Origin of the sequence: Micromonospora sp. MW-13 (assembly GCF_003434305.1) — a bacterium.
Lineage (GTDB): Bacteria > Actinomycetota > Actinomycetes > Mycobacteriales > Micromonosporaceae > Micromonospora.
Genome location: NZ_QKKX01000078.1, coordinates 1 through 15,914 on the forward strand (window position 1 = coordinate 1; position 15,914 = coordinate 15,914).

Here is a 15,914-nt window from a genome sequence, read left to right on the forward strand (position 1 = left end):
CTAGTAACCCAACTAATCCGCCGTGGTCCGGGAACACCCCTAGCCGCATGATCGCAGCACCCACCATGGCATGAACAACGACCATCAATGCTCAAGGATCCGCAATCATGCACGAGGTTGTTAGCCTAGCGCTTCCCGGAAGGTCTCAGCGCCTTCCGGCCGTCCGGCCGGGAATCCCCAGTGCACCTGTCCGGGCCAGACCTGAGCCTTGATCATTCCGCGCCGCTCTCGGATCTCGCAACCCGGCCCGCCGTCTGTCACGTTGGCGGATCGTCAGCGCACTGGGCCGCCGAACGGGGCTTCGCTGGGGAGCGGCGTTGTCGTAGCAGGGGCGGCCGGCGGGCTAGGCCGGGACGCACCCAGGACCGACATGGCGATGCCGCTCGCTACGGCGACGGCCAGCGCGGCTGCGGCCATCGGCACGTTAACCAGGAACGCCCACCGCCAACCCAGCGCCTGCGTCAGCAAGCCGCTCGCGACAGGTCCGAGCAGAAGAGCGGCACCGAGTGCGAGGCCGAGCACAAGCCGGGCTTGGGAACGCCAGCGGCCCAGCTGACCGGACAGGGCGAGGGCGATGCCGACCAGAGTTCCGGCACCCAGCCCGACGACCACCCGCCCAACCGCCATCAGCGCCGCACCCGGCACGAACGCGCTCACCACGCTCCCGACGATCAGGAGTACCAGCGCCGGCACCCCGGTTGCCGTAGGCCACCGCCCGCCGAGCAGGTAGCCGGGCGCGACCAGGGCCGCCATTGCTACCACGTACGGTGCAAACAAGGTTGCTGTCATGGCCACGGTGGACAGTCCGAGGTCGCGCTGGATCGCGCTGGCCAGCGGTCCGATGGGCGCGGTGAGCAGTCCGGCCGCGAGTAGCGCACCAAACGCTGGGCTGGCAAACACCCAGAGCGGGCGAACCACCGGCGGCCGGGCCGGTGCCTGGTATCCGGGTGGGACCACGCGGCGAGTGTAATGCACCGACGGCAATACCGACGATCTGGTGTGCTGTTTTCATCCTGAGTTGCGGCTGGTCCCGACGCGGTGCAGAACGAGGATCCTGGCCGCGCGGCGGGCGGCCAGGTCAGCCGCGCGGCCAGGCGGCCGGGATGCGTTCCAGCAGCCCACCGGCGAACACGTCGCGCAGCCCGAGCGGCTTGAGGTGGACGTACCCGATGTGGCAGTCGCAGACCGCGTTCACGCAGGTGCGGGGGCGCAGCGCGGCCCGCCACGACCCGTCGTACAGGTTGCCGATCGGCTCCGGGACGAAGTGGCAGCGGCGCACCGTGCCGTCGCCGAGCACGGAGATCGCGGTCTCCCCGGCGTGGCACGGCCGGTCCAGCGACAGGTGCGGGCGCACGCTGTAGCCGAACAGCGGGTCCAGCGCCGTCCAGGTCGCCTCCTCGGCGGCGTCGTAGCGGCGGCCCTCGGCGGCGTTCACCCACAGGTACACCTGCGGTGGCAGCGCCGCGCGCAGGGCCCGCGCCTCGGCCAGGTGCTCCGGCAGGCCGACCACCCCGACCGAGAACCGGATCCCCAGCTCCGCCAGCCGGGCGCAGCGGGCCAGGAACCGCTCCCGGGTGACCTGCCCCGGGTGGTACGTCGTCCACAGCGCCGCCCGGGCCGGGTCGGCGTCGGCGAGCCAGTCCACCCGGGCGGCCAGGTTGGTCTGGATGACCACCCGGTCGACGTGCGGCAGGTGCGACAGCGTCACCATCGCCTCGCGGTACCAGCGGCGGGTCAGCCCCTCGCCCCACGGGGTGAACAGCACCGACAGCCGCACGTCGGTGGTGGCGGCCACCCAGCCGGTGAACCGCGCGAGTGCCGACCGGTCCTCGGCCAGCAGCTCCGGCGGGTCGTGCCGCTTGGCGAACGGGCAGTACGGGCAGTCGTAGTTGCAGCTCGTCAGGGGTCCCCGGTAGAGGATCGCGAGGTCCGCTGCCCCGCCGCACCGATCGGCCGGGTTCACCGCGGCACGTACCCGGTCATCGCGCGGCGCACCCGCGCGGAGGTCAGCCACGGGCCGACCGCGTCGGAGCGGGCCAGCCCCGCCGGGGTGAGCCGCAGCCCGCCGTCGGTGGCCCAGCCCCGGTCGACCAGCCGCCCCAGTTCGGGGAAGTCCTCGCCGGGCGGGCGGCCGAACCGGGCCCGGTACGCGACCGGGTCCACCCCCTCGGCGCGCAGCAGCGACTTCAGCAGCCAGCGGCGGCGCTGCTCGGTGTCGTCGAGGGTGAACCCGAACTCGGCGAACCGGAAGTCGTCGGCCGGGCGGGCCAGGTAGTCGTCGAGCACCGCCCGCACCTCGGACACGCTCACCGCGTAGTCGAACGAGTAGTGCAGCTCCGTCGTGTAGGAGCGGGCGCCGCAGCCCAGCCCCACCATCCCGTCGTCCTGGCAGCAGTAGTCCGGGCCGTCGGGCGCCGGCACGTCGGCCCGGCGGAACTGCCGCATCGACTCCTGTCGGTACCCGGCCGTGCCGAGGACGTCCACCGCCTGCTCGTACAGGGCGAGCCGCTGCGCGTCCCAGTCCGCCCGGCCGTGCGCCCGCCGGCCCAGCCCGGTCAACGGTCGCACGTACAGCGGGTACAGGTACAGCTCCTCCGGCCGCCAGGCCAGCGCCGCGTCCAGGCTCTCCCGCCAGGTGTCGGCGGTCTGCCCGTCGATGCCGTAGATCAGGTCGATGTTGAGCACCGGGATCCGCGCGTCGCGGATCGCGCCGAGGGCGGCCTCCACCTCCGTGCGGCGCTGCGGCCGGCCGGCCGCGCGGGCCTCGGCGTCGAGGAAGCTCTGCACCCCGATGCTCACCCTGGTGGTGCCGTGCGCGGCGAGCACCGCGAGCCGGTCCGCCGTCGCGGTGGCCGGCGAGGTCTCCACCGACAGCGGTACGCCGGGCAGCCGCGCCCCGAGCGTGGCCGTGGCGATGTCGAACAGCTCGGTCAGCTCGTCGGCGGTCAGGTAGGTCGGCGTGCCGCCGCCGAGCGCCGTGCGGGCGTACCCGGCGTCGCCGCCGAGCGCGTCGGCCACCCGCCGGGCCTGCCGGCGGAGCTGCCGCAGGTACGCGGTGACCTGCTCGGCGGGCGCGTTGGCCCGGGTGAACAGGTTGCAGAACCCGCAGCGCATCTCGCAGAACGGCAGGTGGACGTAGAGGAACAGCGCGTCGCGCGCCTGCGTCCGCCACACGTCGGCCAGCAGCGGCCGGGGCCGCAGCGCCCGGTACGAGGTCTTGTGCGGGTACGCGTACAGGTACTGCTGGTACGGCGAGCCGTCGAGGCCCGTGTCGGTGCTGGTCACCATTCTCCCGGTCGCAGGGTGAAGTGGGCGTACGGGACGGTCCACACCACGTCGTGGCCGATCCGGTGGCCGGTGTGGCCGTCCTCCCCGTACGCCGTGCCGTGGTCGGAGCAGACGATCGTGAACACCGGTCGGCCGCGCCCGGTGAGCAGGGCGAACAGCCGGCCGATGCGGCTGTCGACGTACTCCAGGGCGGCGGCGTGGCTGGCCGGGTCGTCGTGCGCGGCGCCGGGGACGTAGTGCCGGTTGGGCTGGTGCAGCGCCGCGACGTTGAGGAACGTGAACAGCGGCCGGGCAGCGGGGACCCGGGGCAGCACCTCGGCCAGCCGGTCGAGCTGGGCGTCCAGGCAGGTGGGGGAGGTGACCCCGAACTCCGGCTCCCAGTGCGCCTCGGCGAACAGGCCGGGCAGCACCGCGCCGAGCGGACTGCGCCGGTTGAAGAACCCCACCCCGCCCAGGCAGAGGGTGTGGTAGCCCTCCCCGGCCAGGGCGGTCGGCAGGTCGGGCGCGTCGAAGACCCAGGTGTCGGAGCCCGACGTCTCGCTGCCCGGGAACGCCGCCGCGTACAGCCGCTCGTGGCGGCCCGGGGTGACCGGGGTGGGCAGGAAGCCGGCGAAGAACGCGTGGTGCGCGGCGTAGGTGAAGCTGGCGGGGGAGTGCCGGCGCTCCCACCGGCCGCCAGGCAGCGCCCGCGCCAGGTGCGGGGTGCGCCCGGCGGCGGCCAGCCGGTCGGCCACGTCCCAGCGCAGCGTGTCCAGGGTGACCATCAGGACGTCGTGGCCGCCGATCAGGCTCCGCACGCGACCACCTCCCGCCCGGTCCGGTCCGGCTGCCCCGCCGGCCGCCCGGCCCGCGCCCCGGCCGCCCGCCAGTCGTCCCACCGGCCGCTGGTCAGGGCGTGTACCTGCTCGGCGTAGGTGTCCCGGCCGTCGGCCAGCACGCCGGGCAGCAGGTCCCCGAACGCGTTGACCTCCGCCACCGCGTGCCGCCGCCAGCCGAGCAGGAACATCAGGTCGACGCCGACGTGCAGGCTGCGCGGGAAGCACGCGGCGGCCCGTTCGCAGGTCTCCATCGCCGCCGCCCAGGACGCCGGCCCGGCGGCGTCCCGCAGCTCGGCCAGGTCGCCGCGCGCGTTGCCCAGGTGCAGGTTCGTCATCGGCCCCCGGGCGGCGCGCACCACCGCGTGGGTGGGACGGCCGGCGATCACCACCACCCGCAGGTCGACCACCCGGTCGCCGAGCCCCGCCTTGGGTAGCCACCGCTCCACGTGCAGCCCCTCTGGGGCGAGCCGGTCGACGATCGCGGCGATGGTGGCCTCGTCGTCGTACTGGCGCACCCGCAGCGAGTTGAACAGCCCGTCGGGGGCCACCTCGATCGGGGTGACCGCGCGGACCCGGCCGGGGCCGACCGCGAGGGCGATCACCCCGGCCGCCGAGGAGCCGTGCGCGGGCTTGACGAACACCCGCGCCCAGCTCGCCCGCGCCATCGCCGCGCGCAACTGCGCGTACCCGCCGACCGGGGGCAGCGCGCCCGGCACCGGGACCCCGGCGGCGGACAGCCGCGCGTGGCAGCGGCGCTTGTCGCACAGCGCGGCCACGTCGGCCGGGTCGTTGAGCAGCTCCGCGCCGCCGGCGGCGACCCGGCCGAGGCCGTCGACCAGGCCGGCGTACGTGTCGGCGAGGCCGATCAGCTCGCCGTGCCGGGCCGGGTTGGCCGCCCGACGCAGCAGCCGGTCCACCTGGGGGTCCTCGCCGGGGGAGTCGACGCGCACCAGGGCGCCCGCCGGCGGCGGGGCCGCGCCGGTGAGCACGTCGACCCAGGGCAGCACCGCCGGCCGGGGCAGGCCGGCGGCCAGCACCGCGCGGGTGAACAGGCCGACGCGCCGGTTGTCCGGGTTGCCGACGACGGTCAGCCGCATGTCACTCCGACACCGCCGTGTACCGGTACGTCTCGTCCTCGTCCTCGTCCTCCTCCTGCGGGTCGGACAGGTCCACCACGCCCGGCAGGGCCGCCTCCACCGCCGCGACGGTGTCCTCGGAGACGTAGTGGTGGCTCAGGTCCAGCTTGGCGAGATGGGTCAGCGGCTGCCCGCCGGCCAGGGCGAGGGCGCCCCGGTCACCGAGGGTGCCCAGCGACAGGTCCAGCGTCTCCAGCCGCCGCACCACCGGCGCGGCGGCGAGGGCCTCGGCGAGGTCGTCGGCGATCGCGGAGTTGCACAGCCCGAGCCGCCGCAGCGCGGGGAACCGCTCCCCGGCCAGCAGCGGGGCCAGGTCCGCCACGGTGGTGTCGCCGCCGTAGTCGGGGGTGCCCAGCCACAGCTCCAACTCCTCCAGGGCGGGCAGCTCCGAGTCGAGCACCGCCCGGACGAAGGCGGGGCGCAACCCGCCGCTCTCCACCTCCAGCCGGCGCAGCCGCTGGTGGCGCACCGGCGAGAACCGGAAGTCCTCCCCGCCGCGTACCCGCAGCACCTCCAGGCCGGGGTAGGCGGTCAGCAGCGGGCTGACGTCGCCCACCTGCATCCAGGAGATTTCGCACTCCTCGCTGCCGATGTCGCCGAGGAACAGCGCCTTCAGGTTGGGCAGGCGCGGCGCGGCCGCGCAGAGCTGGGCGATCGGGGCGACGTTGAACGCCGCGTACCCCCACGAGCCGATCACCAGTGCCTCCACGGACTCGCCGGCCCGGTCGACGAACCGTTCGAGTGCGTCGCGGAACTCAGGGGAGAGCTTGTGGTCGGTGCGGTTGTCCCAGTCGTGCGTGGCGATCCGCCAGGCGGTGGGGCCGTCGGTGTCGGGCAGCGGGCCGTCGGCGGGGACCTCGACGATCGTGCGGCCGGCGAAGAAGTCGGTGTCGGATTCGGTCATGTTCCGCTCACTCCCCGACCGCGGTGAAGCGGTACTCGCGGCCGTCGTACACGTCGGCGGCCTGCGGGTCCGACAGGTCGACCTCGACGCCCGGCAGGGCGGCGACGATCCGCTCCCGCGCGGAATCGGAGAGGAAGTGGTGGTGCAGGTCGAGGCGGCGCAGGTGGGTCAGCGGTTCCCCGGCCAGCAGTGCCTCCGCGCCGGCGTCGGTGAGCACCCCCTTGGACAGGTCGAGCACCTTCAGCTGGCGGACCACCGGCGCGGCGGCGACCGCCGCCACGATCTGGTCGGCGTGCTCGGCGTTGCTCACCGCGAGGTGGCGCAGCGCCGGCAGCCGGGTGCCGGCCAGCACGTCGGCCAGGTCGTCCGGGGTCGTGTCGCCGCCGTAGTCCCTTCGGCCGAGCCACAGTTCGAGGCGCTCCAGCGCGGGCAGGTCGGACCCGCCCACCGCGGCGGTCACCGACCCGGGCAGCCCGCCGGTCTGGAAGACCAGCTCCCGCAGCCCGGTGTGCCGCACCGGGTCGAGGCGCAGCTCGTTGGCCCCGCGCACCCACAGCACCTCCAGCGACGGGTACGCCGCCAGCAGTCCGGTGATGTCACCGTGCGTGAGCCAGGAGATCTCGCACTGCTCGCTGACCAGGTCGGCGAGGAAGACCGCCCGCAGCGACGTCCACTTCTCCGCCACCGCGACCAGCAGGTCGACCGGCAGCGCCCGCTCGTACGCCGAGCCCCACTCGCCGATCACCAGGGCCCGGACCGCGTCGGCGGGCACCTCGTCGCGCAGGGCCGTGACCAGGGCGGCGAACTCCTCCGGGTCGGCCTCGAAGTCCTCCACCTCCAGCCGCCAGGCGACCGCCGACGGATCGTCGGGCAGGGCCATCCCGGGGGTGAAGGGCAGCACGGGCAGCCCGGCGAACGACGACAGATGGGAGCGGATCACGCCAACCTCCGGCTCGACTGGTTCAGCGGCGGCGCGACCGTAACAGCTCGCACCGACAGGAAGATCACCGATGGTCGGCAGTCGGACCCGGATCCTGCCGGTGGCAGGGCTAGGCAGGGCTAGGCAGGGTCGTCACATCTAGTCATAGGTATCGATGCCTGGTAGAAATTCTGCAAGGCCGGCCCCTGAACCGTAGTTATCCGACCCCCACGGCTATCCGGGAGAAACCATGTCCACGACCCGCCCCACGCTGCGCCGCCGAGCGGTCACCCTGCTCGTCGCCTCGCTCGCCGCCATCGGCGTCACCTTCGGTCTCGCCAGCCCCGCCCTGGCGATCACACACTCCAGCGCCACCGCACAGCTGGCCGCCGCCGGCATCTCCTGGACCTCCAGCGGCAACTGCAGCGACCGCTACACCGCCACCTGCACGTCGTTCGACGGCGTCCGGCAGGCGACGATCGACGGCATCATCACGTTCAAGCGGGCCAGCGGCTGCGCGGTCACGGTCACCGCCGGCACCGAGGTCGGCCACACCGACGGCACCTACAGCCACTGGACCGGCTACAAGCTGGACATCGCCCTGAGCACGTGTGTGCAGAACTACATCTCGACGTACTACACCTACGTCGGGTACATCTCCGGCTTCGGCTACCAGTACCGCGCGGCCTCCGGGAACCTGTACACCAAGGAAGGCAGCCACTGGGACATCCTCTTCTACACCTGCGGCTGCTGACCGCCTGCCGGTGGCGCGTGCGTCGGGCGGGGCCGGTCTAGGATCGACCGCAGAACACGCCGTGGCGTACCGCCGTCACCGGACGGGTGTGCCGGTGGGAGCGCGGACGCGGGCCGGACGATCCGAAGAGGCATCATGCGCAGCAGCGCGGGCCCGCCATTGGACACGACGCGAATGCGGAATCCGATCTCCCGTCCGGCCCGGACGGCGAGGTCGATGTCCGGATGTAGCGTCGGCTCACCGCCGAGAAACGAGATTTCCCGGGTGCTCCAGTCCGACCACGCGGTGCGGAGGAAGCCGATCAGCGCGTCCCTCGGTAGATCCGTCCCCCGGTCGAGCGCGGGCCCGACGAAACAGTGCCGACATCGCATGTTGCACCGGAAGGTCACATAGATGTCCGCGGTGGGCACGTGCACCCGGTCAGCCTACAGATCGCCGGCTCTCCGTCATGTCCTCGCCACGTCGGCGTCGGACGCAGGGCGGGCCGTGCGTCAGGCCGGTGAGGCCACCGGCGGGGCCTGGTCGACCGGCGTCCCCTCCGCATCCTCGGCCGGCCGGTCCGAGTCCGACCGGACCCGCACCGTCGGGTACTCGGCGGTCTCGGCGCCCCCGGCAGCGGCGGCCATCACCGCGGCGGCAGCCAGGTCGGCCACCCGCTTCGCCTCCCGCTGGACCCGGGCCCGAACGTCCTTGGCGTGCCGCTCGGCCGAGTCGGACGAACGGCGGGCCTCCTCCAGCCGGTTCGCCTCGGCCGTGAGCTCCTGGCGGATCTCGGTCAGGCGCTGCTGCAACCGGTGGACCTCCTGCTCGGTCGCCGCCCCCTCCTGGCGGACCCGGGCGAGCTGCTGCTGGGCGTTGTCCAGCTCGGCGTGCAACTGCGTCAGCGCCTGCCGCTGGCTGCCGACCTCCTGCTGCACCGCCGTGAGCTGCTCCTGGTGCAGGGTCGCCTGCTCGTCGGCGCGCTTGCGCACCTCCGTCGAGTACTGCTGCGCCTCGGCGATCAGCGTCGCGATCTTCTCCTCCGCGGCGGTGAGCTGGCCGGCGACGTCCCGCTCGGCCGCCGCCCGGTGCTCGGCCAGCTCCTGCTCGGCCGCCGCCCGCCGCTCGTTGATCTCCCGCTCCACGTTGACCCGCCACTGGGCCAGCTCCTGCTGGCTCTGCGCACGCGCCGCCTGGACCTCCTGCTGGATCTGCGCACGGGCCGCCTTGGTCAGCGCCTCGGCCGCGGCGCGGGCCTGCTCCACCTGCTGGGCGGTCAGCTCGTTGATCCGCTTCGCCTCCTGCTGGGCGTGCTCGTGGGCGGCCTCGCCGTCCACCCGCAACTGCTCCACCAGCTCCTGGATGTCCGCGAGCTGCGCCTCGGCCGCCGCGCGCCGCTCCTCGTACGCCTTGTCCTGTTCGGCCCGCCGCGCCGACAGCTCCGACTCCAGGTCGTGCAGCGCCTGGGCGGCGTGCTCCCGCGCCTCCACCAGGACCCGCTCCGCCTCGCCCTGCAACTCGCCGGCCCGCTGCGCGGCGGTCTCGGCGATCAGCCCGGCCTGCTTCTCCGCCAGCGCGAGGATCTGGTCGACCATCGGTCCCAGGTCCCGAAACGACGCCCGGTCCACCTGCGTCGGGCGCTGGCGCAGCTCGGACACCTCCGCCTGGAGCTGCTGGAACTGGAGGGTGAGGTTGCGCAACTGGTGCTGCGCCCGGTCTCGTTCGGCCGCCAGCGTCGCGGCGGCGCCGTCGACCTGCTCGACGTACCGGTCGACCTGCCGCTTGTCGTAGCCGCGCAGCGCCTGCTCGAAGCTCGGCCGCCCGCTCAGCTCGTTGCGTACCGCGAACGGCTCCCCGGTGGACATTCCGGCATCCTCCATACGATCGGCGATCTCAGGCCCCACCGACGAGCGCTGCGCGGGGCATGATGGGGCGCAACGTTACCGCCGTCCCCCGCGCCGCGAACACCCCGCCCCGCAGCCTGATCCCGTGACGGGCCACCCGGACGGCGTCCCCTCGGCGTTGACGTCACATCCCGCTTCACGGGGCACTGAATCCCGAGCCGTCCACGAGGCGGTCGAGCAGGGCGGTGTGCAGCCGGCGCAGCGCCGGCGCCAGCTCGTTGCCCGCAACCTCGCCCGCGCCTGCCGGAGTGTGCCCTCAGCGTGAAGTCCAGGTGGCCTGGAGGAAGCTGGTCCAGGCGGTGGGGGAGAAGGTGAGGGCGGGGGGCCGGCCGGGTCCTTGCCGTCGCCTACGGCCGCCCGAGCTGCCGCCGGAGGACTGTCGATCCCATATCTTCGGCCATCCGCTCCCGCCCCTCTCCACGTTGCGTTTTGTTACATGCCTTTCGGTTTACGGCCCTCGAATGTCAATCCCTGTCGTATCCCGCAGGGTGGTGGCGCGGGTCGCGGCGCACTAATGTACGGCTGTGTCGACACCCTTCCGCATGATCGAGGAGTGCGTTCATGCCCGGTGATTCCAAGGTTTCCAGCTCAGCGCCGGTCATCATGCACGCGTACGGGGTGCGAGACGACGAAGGCGAGCCGGGGCCGGGAAGTTGGGTGGCCGTGCTTCGGTACCGGGAGCACACCCGGGAACTGCACGGGATGGAGCTGGACTGGACCTTGGACGACCTGGTGATGCTGTCGGTGGTGAACGGGCTGGAGGCGCTGACCCGGCCGGTGCGGGTGATCGTGTACGCGCCGAACGCAGAGCCGGAGATCAAGGCGTCGTCCAAGGTGAATCCCGCGCTGCTGAGTCGGCTCGCCGCCCAGTGTGAACGCCACGAGGTGGTGTGGGCTCCGCCTGACGAGCCGCTGAACGACGACGACAACAAACGGGCCCTCGAACTGGCCACGCGGGAGGAGGCGGCCGCGAAGGAGCGGGCCATAAGCCTGCGGGGGGACAACATCGTGGAGGCGCTGGACAAGTTCCTCGCCGAGCAGCGCGAGCGCCGTTCCAAGCGCGCTTTCGCGAACTACAGATCCGTCATCGAACTGTTGCTCGGCTGCCTGAATTGGCGCGGCTACGAGAGCCTGACCGACAACAGCCGCCAGTTGTACGGCGCGTACGACGAGAGCCGCGAGGGCGGCGGTGGGTTCTGCCGGTTGTACGGGCCGGAGGAGATCCCCGGGAACATCGGCGGGTTCCTCGGCTCCTACGTTCCGAAGGCCATCCTGAGCCAGGCGGCCCGCCGGGCGGCCGGGCCCGTCGTGCGCGAGCTCGGATACTGGCTCACCACCCGGGACTACGGCATCACGACGGCGGACGTGCAGCCCATGCTGGAGCACGCCGACGCCGCCGCGTACGCCTTGCCGGCCGCCGAGAAAGTTCAACGGAGATGGAACGAGCTGTGCGACGCCGAGCGCGAATTCGGCGAGTCGGAGGTCGAGGATGCCGTCGAGGACTTTCTGTTCGTCAGCGCCGTCGAACCTGGTCTGGTCCGCTTCGCTGCCTACTCCCCTGACCGGCTCGTCGACGTGTCTGTCCCGCAGGAGATCAGCGACCTCGTGAAACCTGGCTGGGAGATGTACGTGGAGGCCGCCCTGGTAGAGGGCGAGTGGTGCGTTTCGATGATCGGCACCATCTACCCGTAGCGCTGACGAGCGTGTGGAGCCGCTGGAGGATCGCCATCCCGCTCATCGGGCTCAGTCTCCTCCTGCTGGTTCCCACCGTCTACGGTGCCTCGGCCTGGTGGTCGGAGAACTGACCCGCCTACCGCACCCTCACCGTCATCATCTGCCTCGTCGTCGTCGCGTGCCTGGGCCTCTCCGTCTCGATTTCTTGTGAGGTCGCGGTGCGGCGTCGCCACCGGGGACGGCGCCGCACCTTCGGTCGGGGCGGTTACGGGCCGTTGACCAGGAAGGCGACCTGATTGCCGCTGTTGACGGTCGCGCCGGTGTTGTTGATGACGCGGGCGATCGTGCCGGTGCCGCCGAGGGAGACGGTGACCATGTTGTGGAACTTGACGTTCGGGGTCACCGGGACCTCGAACGAGTGCCCGAGCACGACGCTGGGATTGGTGGAGAAGTAGCAGTAGCTGCCCAGCCCCCACGCCTCGTGGCTGGTGACGGATGCGCCGACCTTGTACGCGGCCCAGCCCTGCGCCCCGCCGCCGCTGGACCAGCTGGCCTGGTTCGGCACGTCGTACGGGATTTCGTTCTGGTAGAAGTACGTGTGGCCGCCGTTGCCGTTCCAGATGGTCTGGTACTGCTGGTAGTGCTCGACGAACAGGCCGTACATGGTGACGTTGTTGCCGTTGACGACGAGGCCGTTGGCGCCGGTGTTGATGTTCCAGCCGACGGTGCCGCCGTTGCCGTGGTCGGCCCGCCAGATCCACATGTGGTCGCCGATCACGTTGTTGCTGTTGACCCGCAGACTGACGGTCGCCTTGCCGGCGATGGCGCCGCCGACGCGGAAGAACACGTCGTGCAGCGACGTCGGGTTCGCGGCGTGGTCGGCGGTGGAGCCGGACGGGCCGACCTCCATGAGGACCTGCGAGTTGGTCGTGCCGGCGTCGAAGAGGATGCCGGCGACCTTCACGCCATCGACATCGGCGACGCTCATCGCGGTGACCCCGTTGTCCGGCACGATCGTGGCCAGGCCGAGGCCGAGCACGACCGTGTTGGCCCGGGTGATCCGGATCGTGTCGTTGACGTGATACACACCGGGCGTGAAGAGCAGGTTCTGTCCGGCGGAGAGGGCCGCGTTGATGCTCGCGGCGGTGGCGCCGGCCTTGACGATGTGGAACTGGTTGATCGGCAGGGAGCTGCCGGCCGTGGTGCCGCTCTGCCAGCTGTTGCCGCTGGAGTTGGTCCGCAGCGCCGGCACGAACACCTGGTAGGCGCCGGTGGAGTCGACGTACAGGAACGGCTTCTCCCGCACGACCGGGGTGGTGCCGACGGTGGTGTACGGCGGGCTCGGGAAACTGTTGGCCGGCGCGCCGCTGGTGCCGACGAACACCTGGTTCCAGTTGCTGCCGCTCCAGCTACCGATCGCGGAGTTGCGGGTGATCCACTGCTGCTGCGAACCGGACTGGATCTGGCCGTCGATCTTGCTGTCGGAGATCCATCCGCCGGAGGACCAGCCGCCGTCGGACAGCGCGAGGTTGCCCCGGACGTGCATCCGCCGGTACGGCGCGGCCTGCGACACCGCCCAGCGGTCCAGGCCACCGGTCGGGGTCACGGACAGGTTCTCCGCGGACCGCCAGAAGTTCTGCGTCGCGTTCTGCGAGCCGTCCGGCCACCAGTCCGCCTCGGCGTGCACGGCACCGTTGATGACGACCGAGTCGGGGCTGATGCCGAGGCCGGCGACCTGGGTGAAGAACCCGACGTTGGCGTTGACGTTGTACGTGCCGGGCTTGAACAGCAACGCGTAGCGCTGGTTGCCGAACTGGTTGGTGACCTGCTGGTTGAATACGGTGTTGAGCCGGTTCTGGATGGTGGCCTGCGTCATCGACGGGTCGAACACCGACACGTTGGGGCCGAGGTCGGGGTTGTTGGGGTTGTTCGGCACGCCGGTCGTGGTCGGGGTCGGGGTCGGAGTGCTGCCGCCGCCGAACGTCCACTTCTGGTTGGCGGTGCCAGCGCACGACCACAGTTGCAGCTTGGCGCCGTCGGCGAGGTTGTTGTCCTTGATGTCCAGGCACTTGCCGGACGCGGTGTTGACCAGGTCGCCGGCCGAGGTCAGCTGCCACTTCTGGCTGGCGACGCTGTCGTAGCAGGTCCAGATGTGCACCACGGCGCCGTCGGCGGTGGAGCCGTTGGCGACGTCGAGGCACTTGCCGAGGCCTTGCACGGAGCCGTTGTCGGCGAGGGTCCAGGTCTGGTTGGGGCCGGTCGCGCAGCTCCACATCTGGGGCTGGTTGCCGTTGGCGGTGGAGCCGTCGGTCACGTCGAGGCACTTGCCGTTGGCGGCGCTGGTGAGCCGGCCGCTGCTGGCGGCGGACGCGGCGGTCATGGTGACCGCGCCGGTCGTGCCGACGGCCGCGGCGGTGACGCCGAGCGCCAGCAGCGCCGTACGCCACCTGATGTTTTTCGATCTTGACAACTGAGACTCCTGTTCTGGGACGGTCGGGGGGCCGGTCACCGGTGGGCGGGCATGACCGTCCGGCCCGACGTCGACTGGCGGGTCGCCGGGGTGGAGGTGGGTGCTGTGCCGCGCCGGATCCATCGACGCCTGTGACAAGGAGGAAACACGTCGACGCTGCGGCATGTCAACACAACGCGGCAACTTTCTTGGCGACTTTATACAAGTCGCTAAGAAACTGTCGCCATCGGCGCTGTCGATCGTGCGTGGACGCCAGAGGTGGTACGAGTCAGCGGGCGGGCCGGTCGAGCCGCGCACGACGAGGGTCGGTCGCGACCTCTACGGGTAGCGCGTCCAGTTCTTGTCCGGCGCACAGCCGCTGCGGGTCCGCTGCGGGCTCCGAGGGCGGGGTGAGTAGCCCTCTGCGGGAGGATGTCGACCAGCGGCACCTGCCGTTTTACATGGTCATGGTCCACTGTGCACCTGGCGCGGATACCGGCGCCGCACAGGGCAAGTTCTGAGAAGTACGGCGTCGATCGCCGATGTGAAACTCATGGATCTCTTACGACCAGAAGGCAGAGTGATCATGAGTAGCGATTCGGTCCTCATACTTTTTCCCATCGTTGTGGGCATCGTCATGCTCGGCCTCGGCCTCACCCTGACCCTTGAGGATTTCCGCCGGGTGGTGAAATACCCCAAGGCGATGGTGGTCTGCCTGGTCTCCCAGATGCTGATCCTGCCGGCGATCTGCCTGGGCCTGGTGGTCGCGTTCAACCTGCGCCCCGAACTGGCGGTCGGCATGATGCTGCTCGCCGCCTCGCCCGGCGGCAGCACGGCCAGCCTCTACAGCCACCTGTTCAAGGGCGACCTGGCGCTCAACATCTCGCTGACCGCGGTCAACTCGGTGCTGGCGCTGTTCACGCTGCCGATCATCGTGAACCTGTCGGTGTCGGCCTTCGCCGGATCGGACAGCTCCATCGGCCTCCAGTTCGACAAGGTGATCCAGGTCTTCGCCCTGGTTCTGATCCCGATCGCCATCGGGATGGCCGTCCGCGCGAAGTTCACCAACGCCGCCATCCGTATGGAGCGCGCCGTCAAGATCCTGTCGGTCGTGGCGCTGCTCCTGATGATCTCCAGCGTGATCGCCGGCCTCGGCGAGGAGGTGTTCGACATCCTCGCCGAGATCATCCTCGCGGTCGTGGCGTTCAACCTGATCAGTATGGCGCTCGGCTACTTCGGCCCGCGCCTGCTCAAGGTCGGCGAGCGCGAGTCGATCGCCTCGGCGTTCGAGATCGGCCTGCACAACGCCAGCCTGGCCATCACCATCGGGATGAGCCCGACGCTGCTCGACAACTCCACGATGGCGATGCCGTCGGTGACGTACGGCTTCGTCATGTTCTTCACCGCCGCCGTCTTCGGCATCATCGTCTCCCGCCGGGTGCGGGCCGGGACCGGGGGCACCGAGCGGTTGGCGACTCCCAGCAGGGTGTGACCCGCTGGCCCGCGCCGGATCCGGACTCCCGTTCGGCTTCGGCGCGGGCCTGGGACGCCGCTTCGCTGTCCTTCGATATTCCGCACGCGCACGCTCATCCGTCCAGAGCACGGTCGGCGTCCACGTCGCCTGTCGGCTTGGCGGGTGCGTCGGTTGCGGCGTAGGCGTAGCGGCGGGCCAGGTGTGCGAACGCGGCTCTGAGCTCGGGTGGCCCGATGACTACGGCCCTATCGGCTACCGCTTGGCGGCCGACCCCCTGGCCTCGGCGACGGGGTAACGGGCGGCGACCTCGTCCAGCTTCGTCAGCGCCGCTTCCGACAGGTCGATACCGAGCACGTCGGCGAGGCGGGTCAGGTAGATCATCACATCGCCGATCTCCGCCTCGACCCGGCCGCCGGCCTCGGGGTCGTCCATCACGGCGGCGGCCTGCTCGGGCGTCAGCCACTGGAACTCGGCCAGCAGTTCACCGACCTCGCCGGCGAGGGCCATGGCGAGGTTCTTCGGTGTGTGGAACTGCTGCCAGTCCCGCTCCTCGGCGAACGCTCGTACCCTGGTCGTCAGCTCGTCCACAGCATCCTCCACACCGTGCCGGTGTCG

General features: G+C 71.3%; 14 protein-coding genes. 3 read left to right on the forward strand and 11 right to left on the reverse strand.

Going from position 1 to position 15,914, the window contains the following annotated elements; translation table 11 throughout:
- Window positions 1–273 precede the first annotated feature (273 nt).
- From C5N14_RS28655 to C5N14_RS28685, 7 genes are all read right to left on the reverse strand, one after another.
- A complete protein-coding gene (locus C5N14_RS28655; RefSeq protein WP_165878264.1) occupies window positions 274–957 on the reverse strand; it encodes an MFS transporter in 684 nt (227 codons plus the stop codon).
- A gap of 121 nt (window positions 958–1,078) precedes the next feature.
- Window positions 1,079–1,963: an STM4011 family radical SAM protein gene (locus C5N14_RS28660; RefSeq protein ID WP_117672600.1), complete on the reverse strand. Its 885-nt coding sequence runs from the start codon at window positions 1,961–1,963 to the stop codon at window positions 1,079–1,081.
- Window positions 1,960–3,285, reverse strand: coding sequence for an STM4012 family radical SAM protein (locus tag C5N14_RS28665; protein ID WP_243640154.1), 1,326 nt, complete (start codon window positions 3,283–3,285; stop codon window positions 1,960–1,962). The genes C5N14_RS28660 and C5N14_RS28665 overlap by 4 nt, the downstream gene beginning before the upstream one ends.
- The gene (locus tag C5N14_RS28670) at window positions 3,282–4,085 is read right to left on the reverse strand and encodes an STM4013/SEN3800 family hydrolase (protein WP_117672713.1); all 804 of its coding nucleotides are present in this window, start codon (window positions 4,083–4,085) and stop codon (window positions 3,282–3,284) included. The genes C5N14_RS28665 and C5N14_RS28670 overlap by 4 nt, the downstream gene beginning before the upstream one ends.
- A complete protein-coding gene (locus C5N14_RS28675; RefSeq protein WP_207892906.1) occupies window positions 4,073–5,203 on the reverse strand; it encodes an STM4014 family protein in 1,131 nt (376 codons plus the stop codon). The genes C5N14_RS28670 and C5N14_RS28675 overlap by 13 nt, the downstream gene beginning before the upstream one ends.
- Before the next feature lies 1 nt (window position 5,204).
- Window positions 5,205–6,146: an STM4015 family protein gene (locus C5N14_RS28680; protein WP_117672604.1), complete on the reverse strand. Its 942-nt coding sequence runs from the start codon at window positions 6,144–6,146 to the stop codon at window positions 5,205–5,207.
- A gap of 7 nt (window positions 6,147–6,153) precedes the next feature.
- Window positions 6,154–7,086: an STM4015 family protein gene (locus C5N14_RS28685; protein WP_117672606.1), complete on the reverse strand. Its 933-nt coding sequence runs from the start codon at window positions 7,084–7,086 to the stop codon at window positions 6,154–6,156.
- A gap of 229 nt (window positions 7,087–7,315) precedes the next feature.
- Between C5N14_RS28685 and C5N14_RS28690 the strand changes: the two genes are divergently transcribed.
- Window positions 7,316–7,819, forward strand: a complete 504-nt coding sequence (locus C5N14_RS28690; protein WP_117672608.1) for a hypothetical protein — start codon at window positions 7,316–7,318, stop codon at window positions 7,817–7,819.
- On the opposite strand, the gene C5N14_RS28695 is transcribed toward C5N14_RS28690, so the two are convergent.
- The gene (locus C5N14_RS28695) at window positions 7,801–8,235 is read right to left on the reverse strand and encodes a radical SAM protein (protein WP_117672610.1); all 435 of its coding nucleotides are present in this window, start codon (window positions 8,233–8,235) and stop codon (window positions 7,801–7,803) included. The genes C5N14_RS28690 and C5N14_RS28695 overlap by 19 nt on opposite strands.
- Before the next feature lie 75 nt (window positions 8,236–8,310).
- Complete coding sequence (locus C5N14_RS28700) at window positions 8,311–9,663, reverse strand: hypothetical protein (RefSeq protein ID WP_117672612.1); 1,353 nt, start codon at window positions 9,661–9,663, stop codon at window positions 8,311–8,313.
- 600 nt (window positions 9,664–10,263) lie between these two features.
- On the opposite strand from C5N14_RS28700, the gene C5N14_RS28705 reads away from it, so the two are divergent.
- Window positions 10,264–11,394 (forward strand): hypothetical protein, encoded by a 1,131-nt coding sequence (locus tag C5N14_RS28705; protein ID WP_128763688.1) that lies wholly within the window; start codon window positions 10,264–10,266, stop codon window positions 11,392–11,394.
- A 247-nt stretch (window positions 11,395–11,641) separates the two neighbouring features.
- On the opposite strand, the gene C5N14_RS28710 is transcribed toward C5N14_RS28705, so the two are convergent.
- A complete protein-coding gene (locus C5N14_RS28710) occupies window positions 11,642–13,756 on the reverse strand; it encodes an RICIN domain-containing protein (RefSeq protein WP_117672616.1) in 2,115 nt (704 codons plus the stop codon).
- Window positions 13,757–14,411: 655 nt separating this feature from the next.
- Between C5N14_RS28710 and C5N14_RS28715 the strand changes: the two genes are divergently transcribed.
- On the forward strand, window positions 14,412–15,317 hold the full coding sequence (locus C5N14_RS28715; protein WP_117672715.1) for a bile acid:sodium symporter family protein: 906 nt from the start codon (window positions 14,412–14,414) through the stop codon (window positions 15,315–15,317).
- A gap of 234 nt (window positions 15,318–15,551) precedes the next feature.
- Here the strand turns inward: C5N14_RS28715 and C5N14_RS28720 are convergent, their stop codons facing one another.
- On the reverse strand, window positions 15,552–15,887 hold the full coding sequence (locus tag C5N14_RS28720; protein ID WP_117672618.1) for a nucleotide pyrophosphohydrolase: 336 nt from the start codon (window positions 15,885–15,887) through the stop codon (window positions 15,552–15,554).
- Window positions 15,888–15,914: the final 27 nt, after the last annotated feature.

Excerpts from the sequence above, each read along its gene's own strand:
- C5N14_RS28710 (WP_117672616.1), bottom strand. The coding sequence starts at position 13,756 with ATGACCGCCGCGTCCGCCGCCAGCAGCGGCCGGCTCACCAGCGCCGCC.
- C5N14_RS28675 (WP_207892906.1), bottom strand. The coding sequence starts at position 5,203 with ATGCGGCTGACCGTCGTCGGCAACCCGGACAACCGGCGCGTCGGCCTG.
- C5N14_RS28690 (WP_117672608.1), top strand. The coding sequence starts at position 7,316 with ATGTCCACGACCCGCCCCACGCTGCGCCGCCGAGCGGTCACCCTGCTC.
- C5N14_RS28680 (WP_117672604.1), bottom strand. The coding sequence starts at position 6,146 with ATGACCGAATCCGACACCGACTTCTTCGCCGGCCGCACGATCGTCGAG.
- C5N14_RS28705 (WP_128763688.1), top strand. The coding sequence starts at position 10,264 with ATGCCCGGTGATTCCAAGGTTTCCAGCTCAGCGCCGGTCATCATGCAC.
- C5N14_RS28700 (WP_117672612.1), bottom strand. The coding sequence starts at position 9,663 with ATGTCCACCGGGGAGCCGTTCGCGGTACGCAACGAGCTGAGCGGGCGG.
- C5N14_RS28715 (WP_117672715.1), top strand. The coding sequence starts at position 14,412 with ATGAGTAGCGATTCGGTCCTCATACTTTTTCCCATCGTTGTGGGCATC.